Below are 21,952 nucleotides of genomic sequence, written 5' to 3'. Positions count from 1 at the left end.
ATGTACACCCGCTTCTGTGCCACGTTATCCAAGCTCAGTTTGATGCTTGCGGTAGCGGGCCTCATCGTGCTCATCGCCTGCGTGCAATACCAGGTCATCGGGCGCTATGTATTCAACGACACCCCCACTTGGGCAGAGGCTTTGGCCTTGCTGCTGGTGCTGTATATCACCGCGCTGGGCGTGGCTGTCGGCGTACGTGACGCCGGCCACATCGGCATGGACTCCATCATCAGCCTATTGCCTGACCGCCTGCGCCTGAAGCTGGAGATCGTGATCCACATCCTGGTGGGCATTTTTGGCGCACTGATGGCCTACAACGGCTACATCTGGGCCGCCCTCAAATGGAACGACCAGAAGCCCATGCTGCCCATCCCCTCCAGCATGGACTACGTCCCGCTCATCATCGCCGGCGTGCTGGTGGTGCTTTTTACGATTGAACATGTGATCGCCCTGCTGCAGGGCAAGGAAGTGGTGCCGGCATGGAACTGATTGTTTTGGGTGTGAGCTTCGGCTTGCTGTTGATCATCGGCGTGCCTGTGGGCTTCGCCGTGGGTCTATCTTCAGTCGCCACCATCATCACTGCCGGTTTGCCGGTAGCCGTGGTGTTCCAGAAGATGGTGGGTGGCATGCAGGTGTTCTCCTTTTTGGCGATTCCGTTTTTCATCTTTGCCGGTGAGCTGATGCTGCACGGCGGCATCGCGCACCGCATCGTGCGCTTTGCCAACAGCATGGTGGGTCATGTGCGGGGCGGCTTGGGCATGTCCAACGTAATGGGTTGCACGCTGTTCGGCGGCGTGGCCGGCTCTCCTGTGGCCGACGTATCCGCCATGGGTTCGGTGATGATTCCTTTGATGAAGAAGGAAGGCTACAACACCGACTACGCGGTGAACGTAACCACCCACGCGTCCCTTGTGGGTGCTTTGATGCCCACCAGCCACAACTTGATTTTGTACACCTTGGCCACTGCAGGCATCGCATCGGTGAGCGTGCTGAACATGATGCTGGCTTGTGTGATTCCGGCCTTGTTACTCACCGTGCTGAACCTGCTGGCTGCCTACGGTGTGGCTATCAAACGCGGTTACCCCACACGCGGCGCCTTCGCCGGCTGGGGTGAGGTGTTCAACAGCTTTGTCGCCGCACTGCCGGGCTTGCTGATCGTGGTCATCATTCTGGTGGGCATCTTGTCGGGTGTGTTCACCGCCACCGAGTCAGCTGCCACTGCCGTACTTTGGGCACTGCTGATTACCGCTGTGGCCTACCGCTCGCTGTCTTGGAATGACTTCATCAAGTCCTGCGCAAAAGCGAGCAAGACGACCGGTGTGGTGTTGTTCCTGATCGGTATCTCCAGCGCCTTCGGCTACTTCTTGGCGATGTATGACGTGCCCGAGCGCACCGGCGAGCTGATGGGGACCATCACCCAGAGCCCATGGATGATCTTCCTGATGATCAACCTCGCCTTGTTCGTGCTGGGTACCTTTCTGGACATGGCGCCCACGCTGCTGATCTGCACGCCCATCTTCTTGCCGATTGCCCAGAAATTTGGCATGGACCCGACCCAGTTCGGCGTGGTGATTTTGCTCAACTGCGCGTTAGGCCTGAACACACCACCGGTGGGCACCACCCAAGCGGTGGGCTGCGCGATTGGCGGCATTTCGATCGGACAGGTCATGCGCTCCATCTTGCCGTTTTACGGCGCACTGCTGGCTTGCATGATGCTGGTCACTTACGTGCCGGCGTTCTCCTTGTGGCTGCCCAACTTCGTGTTGGGAAACTAAACACTCCACCGAAAGCACACCATGCAACGCCGACAACTGCTGCAAGCCGGACTGGCCGTGGCCGCCACCACCCCTACCTGGAGCCGGGCCGACACCTGGCCTGCCAAGCCGATCACTCTGGTCGTGCCCTTCCCGCCGGGCGGGTCTACCGACCTGATCGCGCGGGCGCTCTCGACCAAGATGGCCGAGAAGCTGGGCCCCGGCTTCACTTTCATTGTGGACAACAAGGCAGGCGCTACCGGTACCATCGGTGCCGCGCAAGTCGCACGCGCTCAGCCTGACGGCTATACCTTTCTGGTGTCGTCCCTCGGGCCGTTTGTAATTGCGCCGCACCTGATCAAGGCGAACTACGACGCCCTCAAAGACCTGGACCCCATCACCATCGTGGCGCAAGCGCCCAATGTGCTGGTGGTGCCCGCGGCGTCTGCACGCAAGTCGGTGCCCGAAGTCATCAGCTACCTGAAGGCCAACCCGGACAAGATGAGCTTTGCATCGTCAGGCAACGGCAGCAGTGACCACCTGACCGCTGAATTGTTCTGGCAACAGACCGGTACCACTGGGGTGCATGTCCCCTACAAAGGCGGCGGCCCGGTGATGACCGACCTGCTGGGCAATCAGGTGGAGTGTTCGTTCATGAACATCAACACCGCCCTGCCCCAGATCAAAGCCGGCAAGTTGCGCGCACTGGCCATCACGAGTGCCAAACGCTCCCCCTTGTTGCCCGACGTTCCTACCCTGGAAGAGAGCGGCGTCAAGGAAGCCAACGTCAATTCCTGGCAAGCGGTGGCAGCGCCCAAAGGCCTACCCGCGGACATCAAGAAGCGGATGCTGGATGCCATCACCGCTTCGATCAAAGACCCTGCAGTGGCCCCCAAGCTGCTGGAACTGGGCTTTGAGCTGGTGCTTAACACCCCCGAGCAGTTTGCCAGCTACCAGGCTGCCGAGTACGTCCGCTGGCAAAAGCTGATCAGCGCCCGCAACATCAAAGCCGACTGACGCTTTCATGAGCTTGAACCCTTCATCCCCACCGGATTCGCCGCGCAGCATCCGCATGCACGCGGCGGACAACGTGGCCATCGTGGTCAACGACGGTGGTCTGTCAGCGGGCACCGTGATGCCTGATGGCCTGACGCTGGTGGACCGCGTGCCCCAGGGCCACAAAGTGGCCTTAACGTCGATTGCCAAAGACGCGGCGGTACTGCGCTACAACGTGCCCATAGGCTATGCGCTCAAAGACATACCTGCGGGTGCGTGGGTGCATGAACGTTTGCTGCATATGCCGGATGCGCGCACCTTGGACAACCTGCCCAAGGCGACTGCACCTGCCTGGAATGCCGAGCCGCTCACGGGCTACACCTTCGAGGGTTACCGCAATGCCGATGGCTCGGTCGGCACCCGCAATATTCTGGCGATCACCACCACCGTGCAGTGCGTGGCAGGAGTGGTGGACTTTGCGGTCCAGCGCATCAAAGAGCAGTTGCTGCCGCGCTACCCCAATGTGGATGACGTGATCGGCCTGGAGCACAGCTATGGATGCGGTGTGGCCATTGATGCACCGGATGCCATCATCCCCATCCGCACCCTGCGCAACATCTCCAAAAACCCGAACTTCGGCGGCGAAGTGATGGTGGTCAGCCTGGGCTGCGAAAAGCTGCAGCCTGAGCGCCTGCTGCCCCCGGGCAGCATCCCCCTGCAAGCGAACGAAGCGTTGGACGTGGTGTGCCTGCAAGCCGACAAGCATGTGGGCTTCATGAGCATGATTGATTCGGTCCTGGCCTCTGCAGTGCCGCACCTAGAGCGGCTGAACGCGCGTCGCCGCGAAACCATCCCAGCCAGCGAGCTGGTGGTAGGCGTGCAGTGCGGTGGCAGCGACGCCTTCTCGGGTGTGACTGCCAACCCCGCCGTGGGCTATTGCACCGACTTGCTGATACGCGCCGGTGCCACTGTCATGTTCTCGGAAACCACCGAAGTGCGTGACGCCATCGAGCAAATGACGGCTCGCGCCACCACCCCTGAGGTTGCCGACGCCATGGCCCGTGAAATGGCTTGGTACGACGCCTATTTAGGCCGCGGCCAGGCCGACCGCAGTGCCAACACGACGCCGGGCAACAAGGCTGGCGGCCTCTCCAACATTGTGGAAAAGGCCATGGGCTCGATCATCAAATCGGGCACCGCACCCATCAGCGGTGTGTTGTCGCCCGGCGAAAAGCTGCAGCACAAGGGCCTGCATTACGCGGCCACACCGGCCAGCGACTTCATTTGCGGCACGCTGCAACTGGCAGCCGGCATGAACTTGCATGTATTCACCACCGGTCGCGGCACACCTTACGGACTGGCCGAAGTGCCTGTCATCAAGGTCGCCACCCGCACCGACCTGGCCCGGCGCTGGCACGACCTGATGGACGTGAACGCCGGCCGTATTGCCGATGGCGACGCCACGATCGAAGACACAGGGTGGGAACTGTTCCACCTGATGCTCGAGGTCGCCAGCGGCCGCAAAAAGACCTGGGCTGAACACTGGAAGCTGCACAACTCCCTGGTGCTGTTCAACCCGGCCCCCATTACCTGATCCACCGGACTCCCCGGATTCACCCGACTTCACCGAGGCCTGCCATGAGCTACCCCACCCCTTATCGCCCTTTTCCTAACCAGTTCAAAAAAGACCTGCTCGCCGGCAAGCGCCTGATCGGCTGCTGGGCCTCGTTGGCCAGCCCGATCAGCACCGAAGTGCTGGGCGTCGCCGGCTTTGACTGGGTGCTGCTCGATGGCGAACATTCGCCCAACGATGTGATCACTTTTGTGCCGCAACTCATGGCACTCAAAGACAGCGTCAGCGCTCCATTTGTGCGCCCGACCAGCAACAACGCGATTGAGATGAAGCGCCTGCTGGACGCCGGCTTTTATAACTTCCTGGTGCCTTTTGTCGAGACTGCCGAGGAAGCCCGCCAGGCCGTGGCCGCCACCCGCTACCCCCCTGAGGGCATGCGTGGCGTGTCAGTCGCGCAGCGCAGCAACCGCTACAACTCGATTGCCAACTACTTTCAGGAAGCCAACCAGCACATGTGCGTGGCGGTGCAGATTGAAAGCCGCCAAGCGGTGACAGCGACTGCCGAGATTGCCGCGGTGCCCGGTGTGGACTGCATTTTTGTGGGTCCCTCAGACCTGGCCGCCGGCTATGGTCACCTGGGTAATGCCAACCACCCCGAGGTGCAGGATGCCATTGCCAGCGTATTCGCCCAAGCCAAGGCCCAGGGCAAGCCCAGCGGCATCCTGGCGCCGGTCGAAGCTGATGCGCGCCGTTACATGGAAATGGGTGCAACCTTTGTGGCGGTTGGCAGCGACTTGGGGCTGTTCCGCAACGCTACGCAGGCTTTGCGGGACCGGTACCTCGGCTAATTCTTCTCCGGACACCGAGGCTGGGTCGGAGCGCGTTCTGCTGCGTGTCCCCCGCCCTGCGGGCTCCTCCTTGACCTTCGCAGAACGCACTCCCACCCAACCTCCTTGGCTCAACGAAATCTTTTCCACTCCATCGCAATCTCACTATGACTACTCTCGGATTTATCGGCCTCGGCATCATGGGCAACCCTATGGCAGGCCACCTGCTGGCTGCGGGCCACACCGTTTACTTGAACACCAAGGGCGATGTGCCCGAAGCCCTGGTGCAAGCCGGCGGCAAGCCCTGCGCCAGCGCCAAAGAAGTGGCACAAAAAGCCGACATCATCTTTTTGATGCTGCCGGACACCCCCGATGTGGAGCTGGTGCTGTTCGGCGCTGACGGCGTAGCCGAGGGCCTGAGCGCCGGCAAGACGGTGGTGGACATGAGCTCTATCTCGCCCATCGATACCAAGGTGTTTGCGCAAAAGATCAATGCACTGGGCTGCCAGTACATGGATGCCCCGGTCTCCGGCGGTGAAGTCGGCGCCAAGGCGGCCAGCTTGACCATCATGGTGGGAGCCGAAGAAGCCACCTTTAACACCGTGTTGCCACTGCTGCAGCTCATGGGCAAAAACATCACCTTGGTGGGCGGCAACGGCGACGGACAGACCACCAAGGTGGCCAACCAGATCATCGTGGCGCTCAACATCGCTGCTGTGGGCGAAGCCCTGCTGTTTGCCAGCAAAGCCGGTGCAGACCCTGCCAAAGTACGCCAGGCGCTGATGGGCGGATTTGCCGCCTCGCGTATTCTGGAAGTGCATGGCGAGCGCATGGTCAAGCGCACCTTCAACCCGGGCTTCCGCATCAGCCTGCACCAGAAAGATTTGAACCTGGCCCTCAGTGGTGCCAAAGCCATGGGCCTGGCATTGCCCCAGACCGCAGGTGCCGCACAACTGATGCAGGTGTGTGCCGCCAACGACATGGCCGGCCTGGACCATTCTGCCTTGGTGCGCGCCCTGGAAATCATGGGCGCCCACGAAGTCGCCAAAGGCTGATGCGATGAAGCCACGCACGCCATGGCGATGTTTTGCCCTCGCCTGCTTGTTGCTGGTGAGCACCAGCAGCCATGCGCAAACCAAACTGCGTGCGTGGAATATCCACCCTGACGGCTACCCGGTCACTGAGGCGCTCAAGCGCTTTGCCAGCCTGGTGGCCCAAGAGACCCAAGGGCGGTACCAAATAGAGATTTTTTCGAACGCCACCTTGGGCGACCAGCCCAAGGCAGTGCAGATGCTCAAGTCCGGCGAGATCGATCTCGCCGAATTCAGCTCCGGCCCTTTGTCGGACGCGGTGCCCGGACTCAAGGCACTCAACCTGCCTTTCTTGTTCACCGATTCCGCCCACATGTTCAAGCATCTGGACGGCAAGTTGGGAGAACGCTTTGCCGCCAAGCTGCAGGCAGCGGGCTTTGTGGTGCTGGGCTGGTACGACGGCGGTGGCCGCTCGTTCTACTGTGTGAACCGGCCGCTCAACAGCTTCAAGGACCTAGCGGGTGCCCGCATCCGGGTGCAGCAATCCGAGGTGTATCTGGAAATGGTGAAGCTGCTGGACGCGACCCCGGTGGCTCTGCCCTTCAAAGAAGTGATGGCAGCGCTGGAGAAAAACGAAGTCGACTGCGCCGAAAACAACATGCCCTCTTTTGAGTCCACCGGGCACTACAAGGTGGCCAAGTCGGTGTACGTGACCAACCACGTCATCTCGCCCGAGGCACTGGTCGTCTCTACCAAGCTGTGGGCCAGCCTCAGCCCTGCCGACAAGGCAGCATTCAGCAAGGCCGGCACCGAGTCGGCCGCCATCATGCGCGAGTTGTGGAACAAGCGGGTGGCCTCTGCGGTGGAGACGGCCTCCAAGCAAGGCGTGCAGTTTGTGCGGGTGAAAGACCCGGCCCCCATGGTGCGGCGCATGTCACCGCTGTACAGCAAGTACATGGCAGACCCCAGTACCCGCGAAGAGCTGCTCACCATCATCGGGAATTGAGCACGGCCGCGCGTTAGGATGGCAGGTGCTCCACCTGTACGCCGCATTAGCGGCACGACGCCATGCTCCCACTCGACACCACACTGACTTTTTTCGCAGCTTCGGTGCTGCTCGCCCTGTCGCCCGGGCCTGACAACGTGTTTGTTTTGCTCCACTCGGCGGTGCATGGGCGCAAAGCCGGGCTCCTGGTGGTGCTAGGCCTATGCAGTGGCTTGCTTTTTCACACCGCTGCGGTGGCATTGGGTTTGGCCGCGGTGTTCGCAGCATCAGCGGCCGCGTTTACCGCACTCAAGCTGCTGGGGGCGGGCTATCTGCTGTACCTTGCCTGGGGTGCTTGGCATGCACCGGTCGGCATTGCCGACACGGCCACCGAGAGCGCGATGTCGCCCCTCAAGACCTACCTGCGCGGTGTGATGATGAACATCACCAACCCCAAAGTGGCCATTTTCTTTCTGGCATTTTTGCCGCAGTTTGCCGACCCGGCCCAAGGCTCGATGGCACTGCAAATTGTGCAGTTGGGTGGCGTCTTCATGCTGGCGGCACTGCTGACCTTTAGTGCAGTCGCGTGGTTCGCGGCCGGTTTCGGGCAGGTTTTCAAGCGCTCCCTGCGGGCCCAGCAAATCCTGAACCGGGTGGCCAGCATCGTGTTTGTGGGCCTGGCCTTGCGTCTGGCAACCGCACAGCGCTAACAGCAGGCCCGCCCACAAGGGCCCGGGCTACTCCGTCTTCGCCCCGCCCTCGAACCAGCGCTTCACGATGTCGCGCTCGGCATCGGTGATGTTGGTGGAGTTGTTCATCGGCATGATTTTGCTTACCACCACCTGCTGGTACACCGCCTGGGCATGGCTGCTCAGGGCTTGAGGGCTATCGACGCGCACGTTTTTCATTTGCACCGCTGCCCCGTGACACATGTAGCAACGCTGCTCCAACACAGGCTGGATATCTTGATAGCCAATAGTGCCGCTAGCGCCCGCAGCAACTGCGCCAGTCGCTACAGAATTCGTAGCAACAGGGGCGCTAGCGGGTGGCGTTGGCTTGAGCCACACCAGCAAACCCAAAATCGCCACTACACCGGCTGCCGCATAGGGCCAGGGGTGCGGATTACGGGCCAACTTGTACCCATGGCGCAGCACAAAAAACTGGCGGATAGCGGCACCGGCCCCCATCATCACAATCAGCACCAGCCAGTTTTGCGGATGGCTGTAGGTAAAGCTGTAGTGGTTGCTCAGCATGGCGAACAACACCGGCAAGGTGAAATAGGTGTTGTGCACGCTGCGCTGCTTGCCGCGCTTGCCGTGGATCGGGTCTACCGCACGACCGGCAGCCATGTCTTTCACCATGGTGCGCTGGCCGGGAATGATCCAGAAGAACACGTTGGCACTCATGGCCGTGGCCATCATGGCGCCCACCAGCAAAAAGGCAGCGCGCCCGGCAAACCAGTGGCAGGCCAAGTACGAGGCCACACACACCAGCACCGCGACCAGCGCACCCACGATGGCATCGCCATGTTTGCGCTTGCCGAAAACCCGGCAAATTCCGTCATAGGCCAACCAGAACACCACCAGAAATGACAGTGCCACTGCAATCGCAGCATGCGGGTGCCAGGCCATGACTGATTTGTCGATCAAATAAGTGCCCGCACTCCACAGGTAGGACACCGTGAACAATGCAAAGCCCGTGAGCCAAGTGCTATAGCTCTCCCAATAAAACCAATGCAAGTTGCCCGGCAACTTGGGTGGCGCCCCGGCGAATTTGACCGGGTGATAAAAACCGCCACCGTGCACCGCCCATAGCTCGCCGCTCACCCCTTGTTTCTTGAGGTCGTCGTCTTCCGGCGGCGTCAGGCTGCTGTCGAGAAACACAAAATAAAAGGAGGAGCCGATCCACGCAATCGCGGTAATGACGTGCACCCAGCGCAACAGCAAGTTGGCCCAATCGAGTAAATAGCTTTCCATCCGGTGTTCTCCTCAGGTTTCCAATCGTCCGGCAGCGCCCGCAGCCGCATCAAGCTCTGCCGGGTCTACCACTTGCAAGAGTTGGGCCGCTACAGCGACCGCAATAATTTCAGGCCGCTTGTCCCTGACCACCGGCACGCCAATGGGGCAAGTAACATGCGCCAGTTCAGCCGCGCTAAAGCCGCGCTCGGCCAGCCGATGGCTGAACACCGCCCATTTGGTCCGGCTGCCAATGAGACCGATGTAAGGCAAATCGCCCCGGGTCCGTTGGCGCAACAGGCAGGCTGCCACGATGTCCAGATCTTCTGCGTGGCTGAAACTCATGATGAGCACACGGCTGCCCGGCTGCAGGTCTGCGACTGCAGACTGCACTGGCTCCGAATGCTCGCAGCGCAAGTTAGAAGGCACCTGTTCAGGAAACACGCCATCACGGCTGTCCACCCAGGTCACCTCAAAGGGCAGATGGGCCAACACCTGTACCAGCGCCTGCCCCACATGACCGCCGCCAAACAGCCCCACCGGCCACAAGGCAGGGGCCAATCGATCGCGCAATGCAGGCGCATCCGCTGCTTGCACCAACTCGTAGCGCAGCTGCACCTCGCCGCCACAGCACTGGCCCAAACTGGGGCCCAACCCCATGCGCTTCTCTACAGGCGCCACTATTTGCCCCAAATGGTGGGCCTCCAGCAGCGCACGCGCTGCGGCCTCGGCGTCGAGCTCGAGTCGGCCGCCGCCGATGGTGCCCAACAGCCCGGTCGGCAACACCGCCATCCAGGCGCCGGCATCCCGCGGCACAGAGCCCCGTGTCGCCACCACCGAGACAAGCACCACCGGGTGCTGCTGTAACTCACGCAATAAATCGGACAAATTACTCACAAACAGATACCTTTTGAGGGCTTCCGATATTCCGCAACTCCATAATTTGCTGCACAGTACGACGGCGCAAAAAACAAGGAGATCCGCCATGCCCCCAATGACTCATTTCGTGCCTGCACCCCGTTGGAGCAGCACCCGCCTCGCGCTTAGCGTGACTGTGTTGGCGATTCTCAGCGCCTGCACGGTGGCTCCACCTGCCCCGCAACCCGAGAAGCCCCCGGTTGCAGTGGTAACCCCCCAAGCTGCTCCCCCGGTGGTGATTCCTGAAGCGCCACCCGCACTGCAATCCCAAGCGGCCACGCCGCGCGATTACCGCAGGGACGCGGCCGGCCACCTTTACGCCAAGAACTCCAAGCGCATCTACAGCGGAAAAATGCCTCCGCTGCTCTACGCCGTGGGCGTATTGCAGGTTGATATCGACCGCAAAGGTCACGTCACTGACATCCGCTGGATGCGCGCGCCCAGCCATGCCCCTGAGGTCATCGCCGATATCGAGCGCTCGGTGCGTGCAGCCGCCCCCTACCCCGCACCGGTGCGCATGGGCCGGGTTACCTACACGGACACCTGGCTCTGGCATAAGAGCGGACGTTTTCAATTGGATACCTTGACCGAAGGCCAGATGTAGCCGGTCAAGAACCGCGGTACGTGGAGTAACTCCACGGACTGACCAGCAAAGGCACGTGGTAATGCTGGTCGGTATGGGCTACGCCGAAGTCCAGCGCCACGCGGTTCAAAAAGTTGGGCTCGGGCAGGGCCACACCGCGGGCTTTGAAATAGCCGGCCACATCAAACACCAGCCTGTAGGTGCCTTTTTGCAGGTTTGCGTTGTCATACAGCGGGCCGTCCGGGTTGCGGCCGTCGGCATTCAGCACAAAACTTTTCACCAGCGTTGCTGCCTCGCCCTGCGTGGTGGTTTGTGTGGTGTACAGCGCGACTGACATGCCCGCTGCGGGGGTGCCGTGCATGGTGTCCAGTACGTGCGTGCTCAAGCCCATGGCGCCTGCCTTTCTGTTGAAAAAGCAAAGTGTATACACTTTTGGTCATTCTCGGTATCATGACTTCATGGAGACCACCACCACCGGTTTCATCGTGGAGGCGATTACCGCCGCCATCGTGGACCACCAGCTCACCCCCGGGGCCAAACTGGCCGAGCAAAAGCTTGCGGACCAGTTCGGCGTGTCCCGCACGCTGATCCGGCAGGCCTTGTTCCAGCTTTCGCGCAATCGCCTGATCCACATGGAGCCGGCACGCGGCGCCTTTGTGGCAGCGCCATCTGTGACCGAGGCGAGGCAGGTGTTTGCGGTGCGCCGGATGCTGGAGGCCGGCATGGTCCGTGCATTCATCGCGGCGGCCAACCCGGAACACATCGATGCCCTGCGCCAACACATTGCCGAAGAACAAAATGCCGTCCATGGCGGCACCATCAGTAACCGCACCGAGGTGCTGGGCGACTTCCATGTGCGCATGGCCCAGTTGCTGGGCAATGAAGTGTTGGCATTGATGCTGATGGATCTGCTCTCGAGATGCTCCCTGATCACACTGATGTACCAGTCCAGCGACTCGGCAGCCCATTCGCACGAGGAGCATGCTGCACTGGTGGATGCCCTCGAAGCCCGCGATGAAACATTGGCCCTGCGCTTGATGGACGAGCACCTTCAACACGTAGAAGCCGGCCTGACTTTGCCCCCAGACGAATCGACATGAATCACACCTACGACACCACCCAAGCCTACCCCCGCGACCTGGTGGGGTACGGCGAACACGTGCCCCACGCCCAATGGCCCGGCCAGGCCCGCGTAGCCGTGCAATTTGTCCTCAACTACGAAGAAGGCGGCGAGAACAGCGTGCTGCACGGAGACGCAGGCTCTGAACAATTCCTCTCCGAAATGTTCAACCCGGCCAGCTATCCAGACCGCCACATCAGCATGGAAGGCATTTACGAATACGGCTCACGCGCCGGTGTGTGGCGCATCCTGCGCGAGTTCGAACAACGCGGCCTGCCGCTGACGGTGTTCGGCGTGGGGATGGCGCTGGAGCGCTACCCGGAGTTGACCCGACGACTGGTAGAGCTGGGCCACGAGATTGCCTGCCATGGCCATCGCTGGATCCACTACCAGAACATGGACGAGGCGCAAGAACGCGAACACATGCAGCTGGGCATGGCCGCCATCGAAAAGCTCACCGGTGAAAGACCGTTGGGCTGGTACACCGGCCGAGACAGCCCGCGCACCCGCCGCCTGGTGGCCGACTACGGCGGCTTTGAATACGACAGCGACTACTACGGCGACGACCTGCCCTTCTGGATGAAGGTGCAAAAGACCGACGGCAGCGTGGTGCCCCAACTTATCGTGCCCTACACCCTGGATTGCAACGACATGCGCTTTGCCCTCCCCCAGGGCTACTCGTACGCAGACCCGTTCTTCCAGTACATGAAGGACACCTTCAACGCGCTCTACGCCGAAGGCGACCCTGATGGCCTGAATGCGCCCAAGATGATGAGCATAGGCATGCACTGCCGCCTGCTGGGGCGCCCGGGTCGCATCACCGCCTTGCAGCGCTTTCTGGACCACATCACCCAACATGAAAACGTGTGGGTGGCACGACGCATCGACATTGCGCGGCACTGGAAAGCTACGCACCCCTACCAAGGCTGAGTGATGAACACACTGACACTGGAACAACTCAACACCCTGCCATTGGCCGAAGCTGCACAACGCCTCGAACGGCTTGTACGAGCACTCTCCGTGGATTGTGGAAACGGCCTTGCAACAACGGCCCTTTGTGTCACTCGCGGCCTTCAAACATGGCATGGTGCAAGTGGTGGCCGCGGCAGGGCGCGAACCCCAGCTCGCCCTCTTGCGGGCCCACCCCGAATTGGCCGGCAAGGCGATGGTGGACCAAAGCCTCACTGCCGAGAGCACCAATGAGCAAAGCAAGGCCGGCCTCACGCATTGCACGCCCGCCGAGTTCGACAAAATTCAGCGCCTGAATGCAGAGTACAACGCGCGTTTCGGTTTCCCCTTCATCCTTGCAGTACGCGGCCCGCGCGGTACAGGCCTCTCCAAAGCGGAGATCATCGCCACGCTGGAGCGCCGCGTGCAAGGTCACCCGGACTTTGAGTTAGCCGAATGCCTGCGCAATGTGCACCGCATTGCCGAAATCCGTCTCAACGACAAGTTTGGCTACACACCCACCCAAGGCCAGCAGGTGTGGGACTGGCAGGAGGCGCTGGCCCAACACACTGACGCAGCCTATGTGGGGACCGGCCAACTCACCGTGACCTACCTGACCGATGCGCACCTAGCCTGCGCCCGCCAGATCCAAGCAGATATGCTGGCTGCTGGCTGCGACAGCGCCACCATCGATGCGGTGGGTAATGTGGTGGGGCGCTATGAAAGTGATAGCTACCCGCGCACATCCGACGAGCGCCAAGGCCCTATTTCATCCAAAACCCTGCTGACCGGCAGCCACTATGACACCGTGCGCAACGGTGGCAAGTACGACGGTCGCTTGGGAATTTACGTGCCACTCGCCTGTGTGCAAGCGCTCAAGGCCCGGGGCCAGCGCCTGCCCTATGCGCTGGAAGTAGTGGCCTTTGCCGAAGAAGAAGGCCAGCGCTACAAAGCCACCTTTCTGGGCTCTGGCGCACTCACCGGCGACTTTGACCCCGCCTGGCTGGACCAAACGGACGCAGACGGCATTGCCATGCGCGACGCCATGGCGAAAGCGGGGTTGGATGTGAACGCTATTGGCGCCATCCGCCGCAACCCTGCCGACTACCAAGGCTTTGTGGAGGTCCATATCGAACAAGGCCCGGTGCTCAACGCGCTGGACATTCCGTTGGGCGTGGTCACCTCCATCAACGCCAGCGTGCGTTATGTGGGCGAGATCACCGGCATGGCCAGCCACGCAGGCACGACGCCCATGGGCCAGCGCCGTGACGCCGCCGCTGCGGTGGCCGAGCTGATTTTGCTGGTCGAACACTGCGCCACCCAAGATGGTGACTCGGTAGGCACCGTGGGGCAGCTGCAAGTGCCCAATGGCTCCATCAATGTGGTGCCCGGGCGCTGCACCTTTTCCCTGGATTTGCGCGCACCATCCGATGTGCAGCGCGATGCACTGGAGGCCAAAGTGCTCACCGGCCTGCGCCTGATTTGCGAGCGCCGCGGCCTGCACCACAGCCTCACCCGCACCATGCAAGCCAGCGCCGCGCCCAGCGCGCCCGAATGGCAGCAGCGCTGGGAAGCCGCAGTAACCGCACTGGGTGTACCCCTGCACCGCATGCCCAGCGGCGCCGGCCACGATGCCATGAAGCTGCACACCATCCTGCCGCAGGCCATGCTGTTTGTACGCGGCCAGAATTCCGGCATCAGCCACAACCCGCTGGAATCGACCACCAGCGACGACATGCAACTCGCAGTAGATGCGCTCAGCCACCTGCTGCATCAACTGGCCCAAGAACATACACACCCATGACCACCCCCTACGAACAACTCGACACCTGGATTGACGCGCACTTTGACGAGCAAGTGCGCTTTCTGCAAGAACTGGTGCGCGTGCCCACCGACACCCCGCCCGGCAACAACGCACCGCACGCAGACCGCACCGCCGAGCTGCTGGCCGCCATGGGTCTGCAGGCCGAGAAACACAGCGTGCCCGCCAGTGAAGTGCAGGCTGCCGGCGTGCAAAGCATCACCAATCTGGTGGTGCGCCGCCCTTACTCGGCCGGCGGCATCACCATCGGCTTGAATGCCCACGGCGACGTGGTGCCACCCGGCGAAGGCTGGACGCATGACCCCTACGGCGGCGAGATTGCCGACGGCAACATGTACGGCCGCGCCACTGCGGTCAGTAAGAGTGATTTCTCCAGCTACACCTTTGCGGTGCGAGCCCTCGAATCTTTGGGTCTGCCGCTCAAGGGCGGTGTGGAGTTGCTATTCACCTACGACGAAGAATTCGGCGGCGAACTCGGCCCGGGCTGGTTACTGGAAAAAGGGCTCACCAAGCCAGATCTGCTGCTGGCGGCCGGGTTTTCGTACGAGGTGATCACCGCACACAACGGCTGCCTTCAAATGGAAGTGACCGTACACGGCAAGATGGCGCACGCAGCCATTCCTGAAAGTGGTGTGGACGCCCTGCAAGGCGCGGTGCACATCTTGAACGCGCTGTACGCCCAGAACACGCTCTACAAACAGGTCACGTCGGATGTGGACGGTATCAACCACCCTTACCTGAACGTGGGCCGCATCGAAGGTGGCACCAACACCAATGTGGTGCCCGGCAAAGTGGTCTTCAAACTAGACCGCCGCATGATCCCTGAGGAAAACCCCACTGAAGTGGAAGCCTCCATCCGAAAAGTGATTGCCGACGCAGCAGCCCAAGTGCCCGGCATCTCGGTAGACATCAAGCGCCTGCTGCTGGCCAATTCCATGCGTCCCTTGGCAGGTAACAAGCCATTGGTGGATGCGCTGCAAAAACATGGCGAAGCCTTGTTTGGCGAACCCATCCCCGCCATGGGCACCCCGCTCTATACCGATGTGCGCTTATTCTCTGAGCGCGGCATTCCCGGTGTCATCTACGGTGCTGGCCCCCGCACGGTGCTGGAATCTCACGCCAAACGGGCTGACGAGCGGGTGAGTTTGGACGACCTGCGCAAAGCGACAAAGGTAGTCGCGCGAACGCTATTAGATTTGTTGAAAGGCTGAGGGCCTGACTGCGTCCACTCGCAGCACCCCCACCAACACCCATTAGGAGGTTCGCAGGTATCGAAGTGTTATGGGGCGAGTCACACCCAGATAAACCCCAACATTAGAACCCACCCCCAGCGCGCAGAATGAACTTGGAAAGAGCAATGCCCCAAAGTTGGGCATTCTTCTTGCTTGACCGTTGGCATCCGAAAACCATGAAGGAATTTCCATGAAAAAACGCCAGTTTCTCCACGCGATCGCATTTGCCGCCGCCACAGTGGCCGCCGGTTCTGCCATGGCCCAAAGCACGCCGATCAAGTTCCAGTTGGACTGGCGCTTTGAGGGTCCCTCCGCCTTGTTTTTGACACCTGCGGCCAAGGGCTACTTCAAGGATGCCAGGTTGGATGTGACCATCGACGCCGGCAACGGCTCGGGCGGTGCGGTGACCCGCGTGGCGTCTGGCGCTTATGACATGGGCTTTGCCGATCTGGCTGCGCTGATGGAATTCCACGCCAACAACCCGGATGCACCCAACAAGCCCATCGCCGTGATGATGGTCTACAACGACACGCCCGCTTCGGTGATGGCGCTCAAAAAGTCCGGCATCAAGACGCCAGCCGATTTGAACGGCAAAAAGCTCGGCGCACCCGTGTTTGACGCTGGCCGCCGCGCCTTCCCCATTTTTGCCAAGGCCAACAATGTGAGCGGCGTGCAGTGGACCGCGATGGACCCACCCCTGCGCGAAACCATGCTCGCCCGTGGTGATGTGGACGCGATTACCGGCTTCACCTTCACCTCGCTGTTGAACTTGGAAGCGCGTGGCGTCAAGTCAGAAGACGTGGTGATCCTGCCTTACCCCGAATTCGGCGTGAAGCTGTATGGCAACGCGATCATCGCTTCGCCCAAGATTCTCAAAGACAACCCGGCTGCAGTGAAGGCCTTCCTGGCCGCGTTTGCCAAGGGCGCCAAAGACGTGATCGCCAACCCCTCTGCGGCGATTGCTGATGTGAAGGCGCGCGACGGCATCATCAACGCGGACCTGGAAACACGCCGCCTCAAGCTGGCCATCGATACCGTCATCAACAGCGCCAATGCCCGCGCGGAAGGCTTTGGCCAGGTCAACGGACCGCGCCTGTCGCTGATGGCGTCCCAGGTGTCAGACGCGTTCAACACCAAAACCCGCATCAACCCCGATGTGGTGTGGAATGCCAGCTACTTGCCCTCCAAGGCTGAGCTCAACATCCTGCCCAAGAAATAAGCATGACAACACCAGCATCCCCCTGGTTTGTTGATTTTCAGGATGTCTGGCTTGCCTATAACGATGAGCTGCTGAAGCAGAACCACTTTGCGGTCGAAGCCATCGACCTCAAGGTGCGTAAAGGCGAGTTCATCGCCATCGTCGGCCCATCGGGCTGCGGCAAGTCCACCTTCATGAAGCTGACCACCGGCTTGAAAATGCCCTCCAAGGGCAAGATCCTGATCGACAACGAGCCTGTCACCGGGCCCCTGAAGATTTCCGGCATGGCCTTTCAGGCGCCGTCGTTGCTGCCGTGGCGCACCACCGTGGACAACGTGCTGTTGCCGTTGGAAATCGTAGAGCCCTACCGCAGCAACTTCAAAGCCAAACGCAAGGAATACGAAGAGCGCGCGCGCAAGCTGCTACAAAAAGTGGGCTTGGGCGGCTATGAGGACAAGTTCCCTTGGCAGCTCTCGGGCGGCATGCAGCAGCGGGCGAGTATTTGCCGCGCACTGATCCATGAACCCAAGATGCTCTTGCTCGACGAGCCCTTTGGCGCACTGGACGCGTTCACCCGCGAAGAACTGTGGTGCATCTTGCGCGACCTGTGGACCGAGCAGCAGTTCAACGTGATTCTGGTGACGCACGACCTGCGCGAATCGGTGTTTCTGGCCAACACGGTCTACGTGATGAGCAAGAGCCCCGGCCGCTTTGTGGTGAAACGCGAGATCGACCTGCCGCGCCCGCGCGACCTCGAGATCACCTACACCAAAGAGTTCACCGACATCGTGCACGAGCTGCGCGGGCACATCGGCGCCATGCGCTCGACTGCGCCTGCGGCATCCGGTGCCATTACCCAATAAGGCGGCCCATGACAAACAAACGAGTTGAAGCGTGGGCACCCTGGGTGTTGCTGGTGTTTTTCATTGCCCTGTGGCAAGTGCTTTGTAGCGCGCTGGATGTGTCGGAGTTTGTGTTCCCGAGCCCTTGGCGGATCTGGACGCAGTTCTGGGAGTTCAAAGGCATCATCGCCGGCCACGCATGGCGCACCTTCTGGGTGACCATGGCGGGCTTTGGCATTGCTATTGTGGTGGGTGTGTTGCTGGGCTTTGTAATCGGCAGTTCGCGCCTAGCTTACGCTGCGGTGTACCCGCTGATGACAGCGTTTAACGCGCTGCCTAAGGCGGCATTTGTGCCGATTTTGGTGGTGTGGTTCGGCATTGGCGTGGGCCCTGCCATCCTCACAGCCTTCCTGATCAGCTTTTTCCCGATCATGGTGAACATTGCCACCGGTCTGGCCACCTTGGAGCCTGAGCTCGAAGATGTGCTGCGGGTGCTAGGCGCCAAGCGCTGGGACGTGCTCATGAAAGTGGGCCTGCCCCGCTCCATGCCTTACTTTTATGGCTCGCTCAAAGTCGCCATTACCCTGGCATTTGTGGGCACTACGGTGTCCGAGATGACAGCGGCTAATGAAGGCATTGGTTACTTGCTCATCAGCGCGGGCTCCGCGATGCAAATGGGCTTGGCCTTTGCCGGTTTGGTGGTGGTGGGGGCGATGGCCATGGTGATGTACGAGCTGTTCAGCGCCATTGAAAAGCGCACCACCGGCTGGGCGCACCGTGGCTCGCAGAACCATTGATGTATGGTTTGGCATGCCCGTTTAAGCCTCAACTACCAGGTCGAGAACCAGCGCTGTGTGGCCCGCTATGACCATAGCGGCCCACTCCGGATTTTGCAAAGCCTCTACCCCGAGGGCGACACCATCTGCCACAACGTACTAGTGCATCCGCCCGGCGGCTTGGTCGGTGGTGACACCTTGGAGCTGAATGTGTCGGTCGGCCCCGGAGCACACGGGCTGGTTACCACCCCGGGTGCGACCCGGTTTTACCGCTCGGACGGCCCGGTCGCCACCCAAACTACCCGCCTGCACCTGCAAGAAGACGCGCGCCTGGAATGGCTCCCCCTGGAGGCCATTTGCTACGACGCGTGCAACGCGATCAACAAACTGCAACTGAACCTCGCACCTGGTGCACAGTGCATAGGCTGGGACATCACGGCACTCGGCCTGCCCCATGCCAAGCTGCCTTTTGTGAGCGGTTGGCTCGACCAGCACCTCGAGATACCCGGCGTTTGGCTGGAGCGTGGTCGCCTGCGTGCCGACGACCAACGCTTGATGGACGGGCCCACTGGCCTCGCAGGCCACCGCTGCCTCGCAACTTTGTTTTTTGCAAGTGGCACCCCCTGGAAGCGTTCGGACAAAGAAGCCCTGATCGACCTCGCCCGCGACACCTTGCGGGAGCACCCGCTCGCACCCACCGGCGGCGTAACCAGCCCCAACACCCGCACACTGGTGGTACGGGTGTTGGCACCCACGGTAGAGCCGGCCATGCAGCTCTTGCGCACGGTGCGCCAGCAGTGGCGCGCGCAGGCGTGGCAGATGGCAGGGCAAGATCCGCGCATCTGGGCCATGTAGGTTTTCTGGTCAATCGCGGTTAGCCCCACCATAATGTGTGCAATGGCCGCGATTGACTATGACCTCTCCACCTGCAACGCACTAGTCGTTGACGGGAACCCCACTTCACGCTCCATACTGGTTTCACAGCTGCGCGACTTTGGGGTCGCATCCGTGTCCCAGGCTGCGCGCGCGGTCGATGCGCGGCGGCAGCTGGAGTTCCGGACCTTTGATTTCGTGCTGTGCGAGCAGCACTTCCCGACCGATGCCATGTCAGGCCAGGACCTGCTGGACGACTTGCGGCGCAACCAGCTGCTGCCTTTTTCCACGGTGTTCATCATGATCACCGCAGAGGCCACGTACTCCAAAGTGGCGGAAGCGGCAGAGTCCGCCCTGGATGGCTACATGCTGAAGCCGCACAAAGCCACCCACCTGAGTGAAAGGCTGGCTGCGGCCCGAACGCGCAAGGCGGCCTTGCAAGAGATCTTCACCGCAGTAGAAGAAGAGCGCTTTGAAGAAGCCGCCGCCCTGTGCCTAGAGCGATTTGAAACACGCGCACCTTTCTGGCTCTATGCCGCCCGGGTGGGCGCCGAATTGCTGCTGCGCTTGTCCCGCCCGCAAGAAGCGCAAACCCTCTACAAGGCCGTGGTCACCGCCAAGACCTTGCCTTGGGCCAAGCTGGGGGTTGCCCGTGCCCAGCTGGACGCTGGTCAAATCAACCAGGCCACCACCGCCTTGGAAAAGTTGCTGGGCGAAGATGCGAACTACGCAGATGCCTACGACGTGATGGGCCGCGCCCAGTTTGAGCTGGGGCGGTTCGACAAAGCGCTGGAGACCTACAAGATGGCGGCCTCCTTGACGCCGGCCTCGATCAGCCGAGTACAAAACCTGGCCATGATGACCTACTACAGCGGCGACACCGTGGCTGCAGAGGGTTTGCTGGACAAGACGGTTCGCCTCGGGCTGGACTCCAAAATGTTCGATGCGCAAACCTTGGTCATGCTGGCCTTCACCCGGCTTACGACGGGTGACCGCAAAGGTTTGCAACGCTGCCATGACGACCTGCTGCGCTTGCTCGACCGCGATGATGGCAACCCGCGTTTGCAACGTTTGGCCGATGTGGTGGCCGCACTGAATCTGATCCAGCAGCACCAGTTCGCCAAGGCGGTCGACACCGTGCGCGCAATGACGGGCACCGTGCGGGAAACCTCTTTCGATTTCGAGTCGGCAGGGAACCTGATTGCCCTGATGGCCCAGCTCTCGCACAAGGCGGTTCAGCTCAACGAGCTGGAAGAGACAATTGATGTGATTGGGCGGCGGTTTTGCAGCAACCGCTCGCTCACCGAATTGCTGGCCGCCAGCGCGTCAGCCTACCCGCCTTACGCCGACCGCTTGCGTGCGGCACAAGCCCAGGTCCTCGAATACGCCGAGACGGCTATGGCCCTGAGCCTGAAGGGGGACCCGACCCATGCTGTCAAAAACCTGATCTTGCATGGCCGGGATACCTTGAACCCCCGCCTGATCGACAACGCCTATCAGCTACTGCAAAAACACAGCGCCAAAGTTAACTCGGCAACCGAGCTGATGGACATGGTGCAACAGCTCAAGGCCCGGTGCGGCTCGATTGTGAACCGGGGCTCCCCCGGCGAGCAAAAGCGCCAAGCGGGTGGCTTGGTGTTGCGCACTGGCAAACGTGTGGCGCCGGCCTACATGAAATCCGCAGAGCCCATGCCCCCCGCCGAAGCGGCGGCACCGGACCTGTTGGTACCCGGCATTTAAATCGCCACGAGGCCGCGCACGCCGTCAACTTCCATGTTCTGGCCCATGCCTCGTGCCAGCACCGCGCCGCGCTCCATCACGATGTAGTTATCCGCCAGCTCCTGGGCAAAGTCGTAGTACTGCTCCACCAACAGAATGGCCATGTCGCCCCGGTCAGCCAGCATACGGATGACCCGGCCGATGTCTTTGATGATGCTGGGCTGAATGCCTTCGGTGGGCTCATCCAGAATCAGCACCTTGGGGCCGGCGGCCAACGCGCGCGCAATCGCCAATTGCTGCTGCTGCCCGCCCGACAAGTCGCCCCCCCGGCGGTGCAACATCTGCTGCAACACCGGAAACAACTCAAACAGCTCCGCCGGAATCGGTGTGCCCGCAGGCTTGTAGGCCAAGCCCATACGCAAGTTTTCTTCGACGGTAAGGCGCGCAAAAATCTCGCGGCCCTGAGGCACAAACCCCAGTCCCAAGCGGGCGCGCTCGTAAGGCGTGAGCTTATGGATTTCTTTGCCATCCATCGAGATGCTGCCGGACTTGATGGGCACCAGCCCCATCAACGATTTGAGCAGCGTCGTTTTGCCCACACCGTTGCGGCCCAAAATGACCTTGACCTTGCCCACCTCGGCCTCCAGACTGACGTCCCGCAGGATGTGGGAGCCGCCGTAGTACTGGTTGATGTTTTTTACTTCAAGCATAGTGTTCTCTTACCTGTGCAATTTTTCGCAGGGCCGCCCCAATGCTCTGAGCCGCTTGGCGGTCAGCCCCGAAGGGAAAAATTAGCCCCC

Annotated in this window: 20 protein-coding genes and 2 pseudogenes; 18 read left to right on the top strand and 4 right to left on the bottom strand. The window is 61.2% G+C overall.

Going from position 1 to position 21,952, the window contains the following annotated elements; all coding sequences use genetic code 11:
• From RAE21_RS01690 to RAE21_RS01655, 8 genes and pseudogenes are all read left to right on the top strand, one after another.
• Entirely contained in the window at positions 1-489 is a 489-nt protein-coding gene (locus RAE21_RS01690) for a TRAP transporter small permease (protein ID WP_313879860.1), read from the top strand.
• Positions 480-1,775, top strand: coding sequence for a TRAP transporter large permease (locus tag RAE21_RS01685; RefSeq protein WP_313879859.1), 1,296 nt, complete (start codon positions 480-482; stop codon positions 1,773-1,775). The genes RAE21_RS01690 and RAE21_RS01685 overlap by 10 nt, the downstream gene beginning before the upstream one ends.
• A gap of 21 nt (positions 1,776-1,796) precedes the next feature.
• Positions 1,797-2,771, top strand: coding sequence for a Bug family tripartite tricarboxylate transporter substrate binding protein (locus tag RAE21_RS01680; protein WP_313879858.1), 975 nt, complete (start codon positions 1,797-1,799; stop codon positions 2,769-2,771).
• A gap of 7 nt (positions 2,772-2,778) precedes the next feature.
• On the top strand, positions 2,779-4,344 hold the full coding sequence (garD, locus tag RAE21_RS01675) for a galactarate dehydratase (RefSeq protein WP_313879857.1): 1,566 nt from the start codon (positions 2,779-2,781) through the stop codon (positions 4,342-4,344).
• Between the two features lie 44 nt (positions 4,345-4,388).
• A complete protein-coding gene (gene garL, locus RAE21_RS01670) occupies positions 4,389-5,171 on the top strand; it encodes a 2-dehydro-3-deoxyglucarate aldolase (RefSeq protein ID WP_313879856.1) in 783 nt (260 codons plus the stop codon).
• A gap of 134 nt (positions 5,172-5,305) precedes the next feature.
• Positions 5,306-6,205, top strand: a pseudogene (locus tag RAE21_RS01665) (2-hydroxy-3-oxopropionate reductase); the annotation flags it as partial.
• A gap of 4 nt (positions 6,206-6,209) precedes the next feature.
• The gene (locus RAE21_RS01660; protein WP_313879855.1) at positions 6,210-7,187 is read left to right on the top strand and encodes a TRAP transporter substrate-binding protein; all 978 of its coding nucleotides are present in this window, start codon (positions 6,210-6,212) and stop codon (positions 7,185-7,187) included.
• Between the two features lie 62 nt (positions 7,188-7,249).
• Positions 7,250-7,876 carry a LysE family translocator gene (locus tag RAE21_RS01655; protein WP_313879854.1) on the top strand — a complete coding sequence of 209 codons (627 nt, stop codon included), beginning with the start codon at positions 7,250-7,252 and terminating at the stop codon, positions 7,874-7,876.
• A gap of 27 nt (positions 7,877-7,903) precedes the next feature.
• Here the strand turns inward: RAE21_RS01655 and RAE21_RS01650 are convergent, their stop codons facing one another.
• Together RAE21_RS01650 and xdhC are read right to left on the bottom strand one after the other, a co-directional pair.
• Positions 7,904-9,142, bottom strand: coding sequence for a urate hydroxylase PuuD (locus tag RAE21_RS01650; RefSeq protein ID WP_313879853.1), 1,239 nt, complete (start codon positions 9,140-9,142; stop codon positions 7,904-7,906).
• Between the two features lie 12 nt (positions 9,143-9,154).
• Positions 9,155-10,018 carry a xanthine dehydrogenase accessory protein XdhC gene (gene xdhC / locus RAE21_RS01645; RefSeq protein WP_313879852.1) on the bottom strand — a complete coding sequence of 288 codons (864 nt, stop codon included), beginning with the start codon at positions 10,016-10,018 and terminating at the stop codon, positions 9,155-9,157.
• An 88-nt stretch (positions 10,019-10,106) separates the two neighbouring features.
• Between xdhC and RAE21_RS01640 the strand changes: the two genes are divergently transcribed.
• Positions 10,107-10,643: an energy transducer TonB gene (locus tag RAE21_RS01640; protein WP_428983951.1), complete on the top strand. Its 537-nt coding sequence runs from the start codon at positions 10,107-10,109 to the stop codon at positions 10,641-10,643.
• 4 nt (positions 10,644-10,647) lie between these two features.
• Here RAE21_RS01640 and uraH read toward each other — a convergent pair whose 3' ends face one another.
• Positions 10,648-11,013, bottom strand: coding sequence for a hydroxyisourate hydrolase (gene uraH / locus RAE21_RS01635; RefSeq protein WP_313879851.1), 366 nt, complete (start codon positions 11,011-11,013; stop codon positions 10,648-10,650).
• A gap of 67 nt (positions 11,014-11,080) precedes the next feature.
• On the opposite strand from uraH, the gene RAE21_RS01630 reads away from it, so the two are divergent.
• From RAE21_RS01630 to RAE21_RS01590, 9 genes and pseudogenes are all read left to right on the top strand, one after another.
• The gene (locus RAE21_RS01630) at positions 11,081-11,722 is read left to right on the top strand and encodes a GntR family transcriptional regulator (RefSeq protein WP_313879850.1); all 642 of its coding nucleotides are present in this window, start codon (positions 11,081-11,083) and stop codon (positions 11,720-11,722) included.
• Complete coding sequence (puuE, locus tag RAE21_RS01625) at positions 11,719-12,672, top strand: allantoinase PuuE (RefSeq protein ID WP_313879849.1); 954 nt, start codon at positions 11,719-11,721, stop codon at positions 12,670-12,672. The genes RAE21_RS01630 and puuE overlap by 4 nt, the downstream gene beginning before the upstream one ends.
• A 3-nt stretch (positions 12,673-12,675) precedes the next feature.
• Positions 12,676-14,494 (top strand): annotated as a pseudogene (gene uraD, locus RAE21_RS01620) (2-oxo-4-hydroxy-4-carboxy-5-ureidoimidazoline decarboxylase).
• The gene (locus RAE21_RS01615; RefSeq protein WP_313879848.1) at positions 14,491-15,723 is read left to right on the top strand and encodes a M20 family metallopeptidase; all 1,233 of its coding nucleotides are present in this window, start codon (positions 14,491-14,493) and stop codon (positions 15,721-15,723) included. Before uraD ends, RAE21_RS01615 begins: the two are co-directional and overlap by 4 nt.
• Before the next feature lie 211 nt (positions 15,724-15,934).
• Positions 15,935-16,963, top strand: coding sequence for an ABC transporter substrate-binding protein (locus RAE21_RS01610; protein ID WP_313879847.1), 1,029 nt, complete (start codon positions 15,935-15,937; stop codon positions 16,961-16,963).
• A 2-nt stretch (positions 16,964-16,965) separates the two neighbouring features.
• Positions 16,966-17,805 (top strand): ABC transporter ATP-binding protein, encoded by an 840-nt coding sequence (locus RAE21_RS01605; protein WP_313879846.1) that lies wholly within the window; start codon positions 16,966-16,968, stop codon positions 17,803-17,805.
• Between the two features lie 8 nt (positions 17,806-17,813).
• Positions 17,814-18,581 carry an ABC transporter permease gene (locus RAE21_RS01600; protein ID WP_313879845.1) on the top strand — a complete coding sequence of 256 codons (768 nt, stop codon included), beginning with the start codon at positions 17,814-17,816 and terminating at the stop codon, positions 18,579-18,581.
• Between the two features lie 3 nt (positions 18,582-18,584).
• Complete coding sequence (locus tag RAE21_RS01595) at positions 18,585-19,415, top strand: urease accessory protein UreD (RefSeq protein WP_313879844.1); 831 nt, start codon at positions 18,585-18,587, stop codon at positions 19,413-19,415.
• A gap of 42 nt (positions 19,416-19,457) precedes the next feature.
• Positions 19,458-21,173 carry a response regulator gene (locus RAE21_RS01590; protein WP_313879843.1) on the top strand — a complete coding sequence of 572 codons (1,716 nt, stop codon included), beginning with the start codon at positions 19,458-19,460 and terminating at the stop codon, positions 21,171-21,173.
• On the opposite strand, the gene urtE is transcribed toward RAE21_RS01590, so the two are convergent.
• Positions 21,170-21,862, bottom strand: coding sequence for an urea ABC transporter ATP-binding subunit UrtE (gene urtE, locus RAE21_RS01585; protein WP_313879842.1), 693 nt, complete (start codon positions 21,860-21,862; stop codon positions 21,170-21,172). The two genes, RAE21_RS01590 and urtE, sit on opposite strands and share 4 nt — an antisense overlap.
• Positions 21,863-21,952 lie beyond the last annotated feature (90 nt).

Origin of the sequence: Rhodoferax potami (assembly GCF_032193765.1) — a bacterium.
GTDB classification, from domain to species: Bacteria; Pseudomonadota; Gammaproteobacteria; order Burkholderiales; family Burkholderiaceae_C; genus Allorhodoferax; species Allorhodoferax potami.
The sequence above is the reverse complement of the archived record's forward strand: the minus strand, read 5'-3'. Positions and strand labels throughout refer to the sequence as shown.

Coding starts and splice junctions, on each gene's coding strand:
- RAE21_RS01595 (WP_313879844.1), top strand. CDS start 18,585: ATGGTTTGGCATGCCCGTTTAAGCCTCAACTACCAGGTCGAGAACCAG.
- RAE21_RS01685 (WP_313879859.1), top strand. CDS start 480: ATGGAACTGATTGTTTTGGGTGTGAGCTTCGGCTTGCTGTTGATCATC.
- RAE21_RS01690 (WP_313879860.1), top strand. CDS start 1: ATGTACACCCGCTTCTGTGCCACGTTATCCAAGCTCAGTTTGATGCTT.
- RAE21_RS01610 (WP_313879847.1), top strand. CDS start 15,935: ATGAAAAAACGCCAGTTTCTCCACGCGATCGCATTTGCCGCCGCCACA.
- RAE21_RS01655 (WP_313879854.1), top strand. CDS start 7,250: ATGCTCCCACTCGACACCACACTGACTTTTTTCGCAGCTTCGGTGCTG.
- RAE21_RS01605 (WP_313879846.1), top strand. CDS start 16,966: ATGACAACACCAGCATCCCCCTGGTTTGTTGATTTTCAGGATGTCTGG.
- RAE21_RS01640 (WP_428983951.1), top strand. CDS start 10,107: ATGCCCCCAATGACTCATTTCGTGCCTGCACCCCGTTGGAGCAGCACC.
- RAE21_RS01660 (WP_313879855.1), top strand. CDS start 6,210: ATGAAGCCACGCACGCCATGGCGATGTTTTGCCCTCGCCTGCTTGTTG.
- RAE21_RS01590 (WP_313879843.1), top strand. CDS start 19,458: ATGGCCGCGATTGACTATGACCTCTCCACCTGCAACGCACTAGTCGTT.
- RAE21_RS01680 (WP_313879858.1), top strand. CDS start 1,797: ATGCAACGCCGACAACTGCTGCAAGCCGGACTGGCCGTGGCCGCCACC.
- garD (WP_313879857.1), top strand. CDS start 2,779: ATGAGCTTGAACCCTTCATCCCCACCGGATTCGCCGCGCAGCATCCGC.
- urtE (WP_313879842.1), bottom strand. CDS start 21,862: ATGCTTGAAGTAAAAAACATCAACCAGTACTACGGCGGCTCCCACATC.
- garL (WP_313879856.1), top strand. CDS start 4,389: ATGAGCTACCCCACCCCTTATCGCCCTTTTCCTAACCAGTTCAAAAAA.
- RAE21_RS01630 (WP_313879850.1), top strand. CDS start 11,081: ATGGAGACCACCACCACCGGTTTCATCGTGGAGGCGATTACCGCCGCC.
- puuE (WP_313879849.1), top strand. CDS start 11,719: ATGAATCACACCTACGACACCACCCAAGCCTACCCCCGCGACCTGGTG.
- uraH (WP_313879851.1), bottom strand. CDS start 11,013: ATGGGCTTGAGCACGCACGTACTGGACACCATGCACGGCACCCCCGCA.
- RAE21_RS01600 (WP_313879845.1), top strand. CDS start 17,814: ATGACAAACAAACGAGTTGAAGCGTGGGCACCCTGGGTGTTGCTGGTG.
- RAE21_RS01615 (WP_313879848.1), top strand. CDS start 14,491: ATGACCACCCCCTACGAACAACTCGACACCTGGATTGACGCGCACTTT.
- RAE21_RS01650 (WP_313879853.1), bottom strand. CDS start 9,142: ATGGAAAGCTATTTACTCGATTGGGCCAACTTGCTGTTGCGCTGGGTG.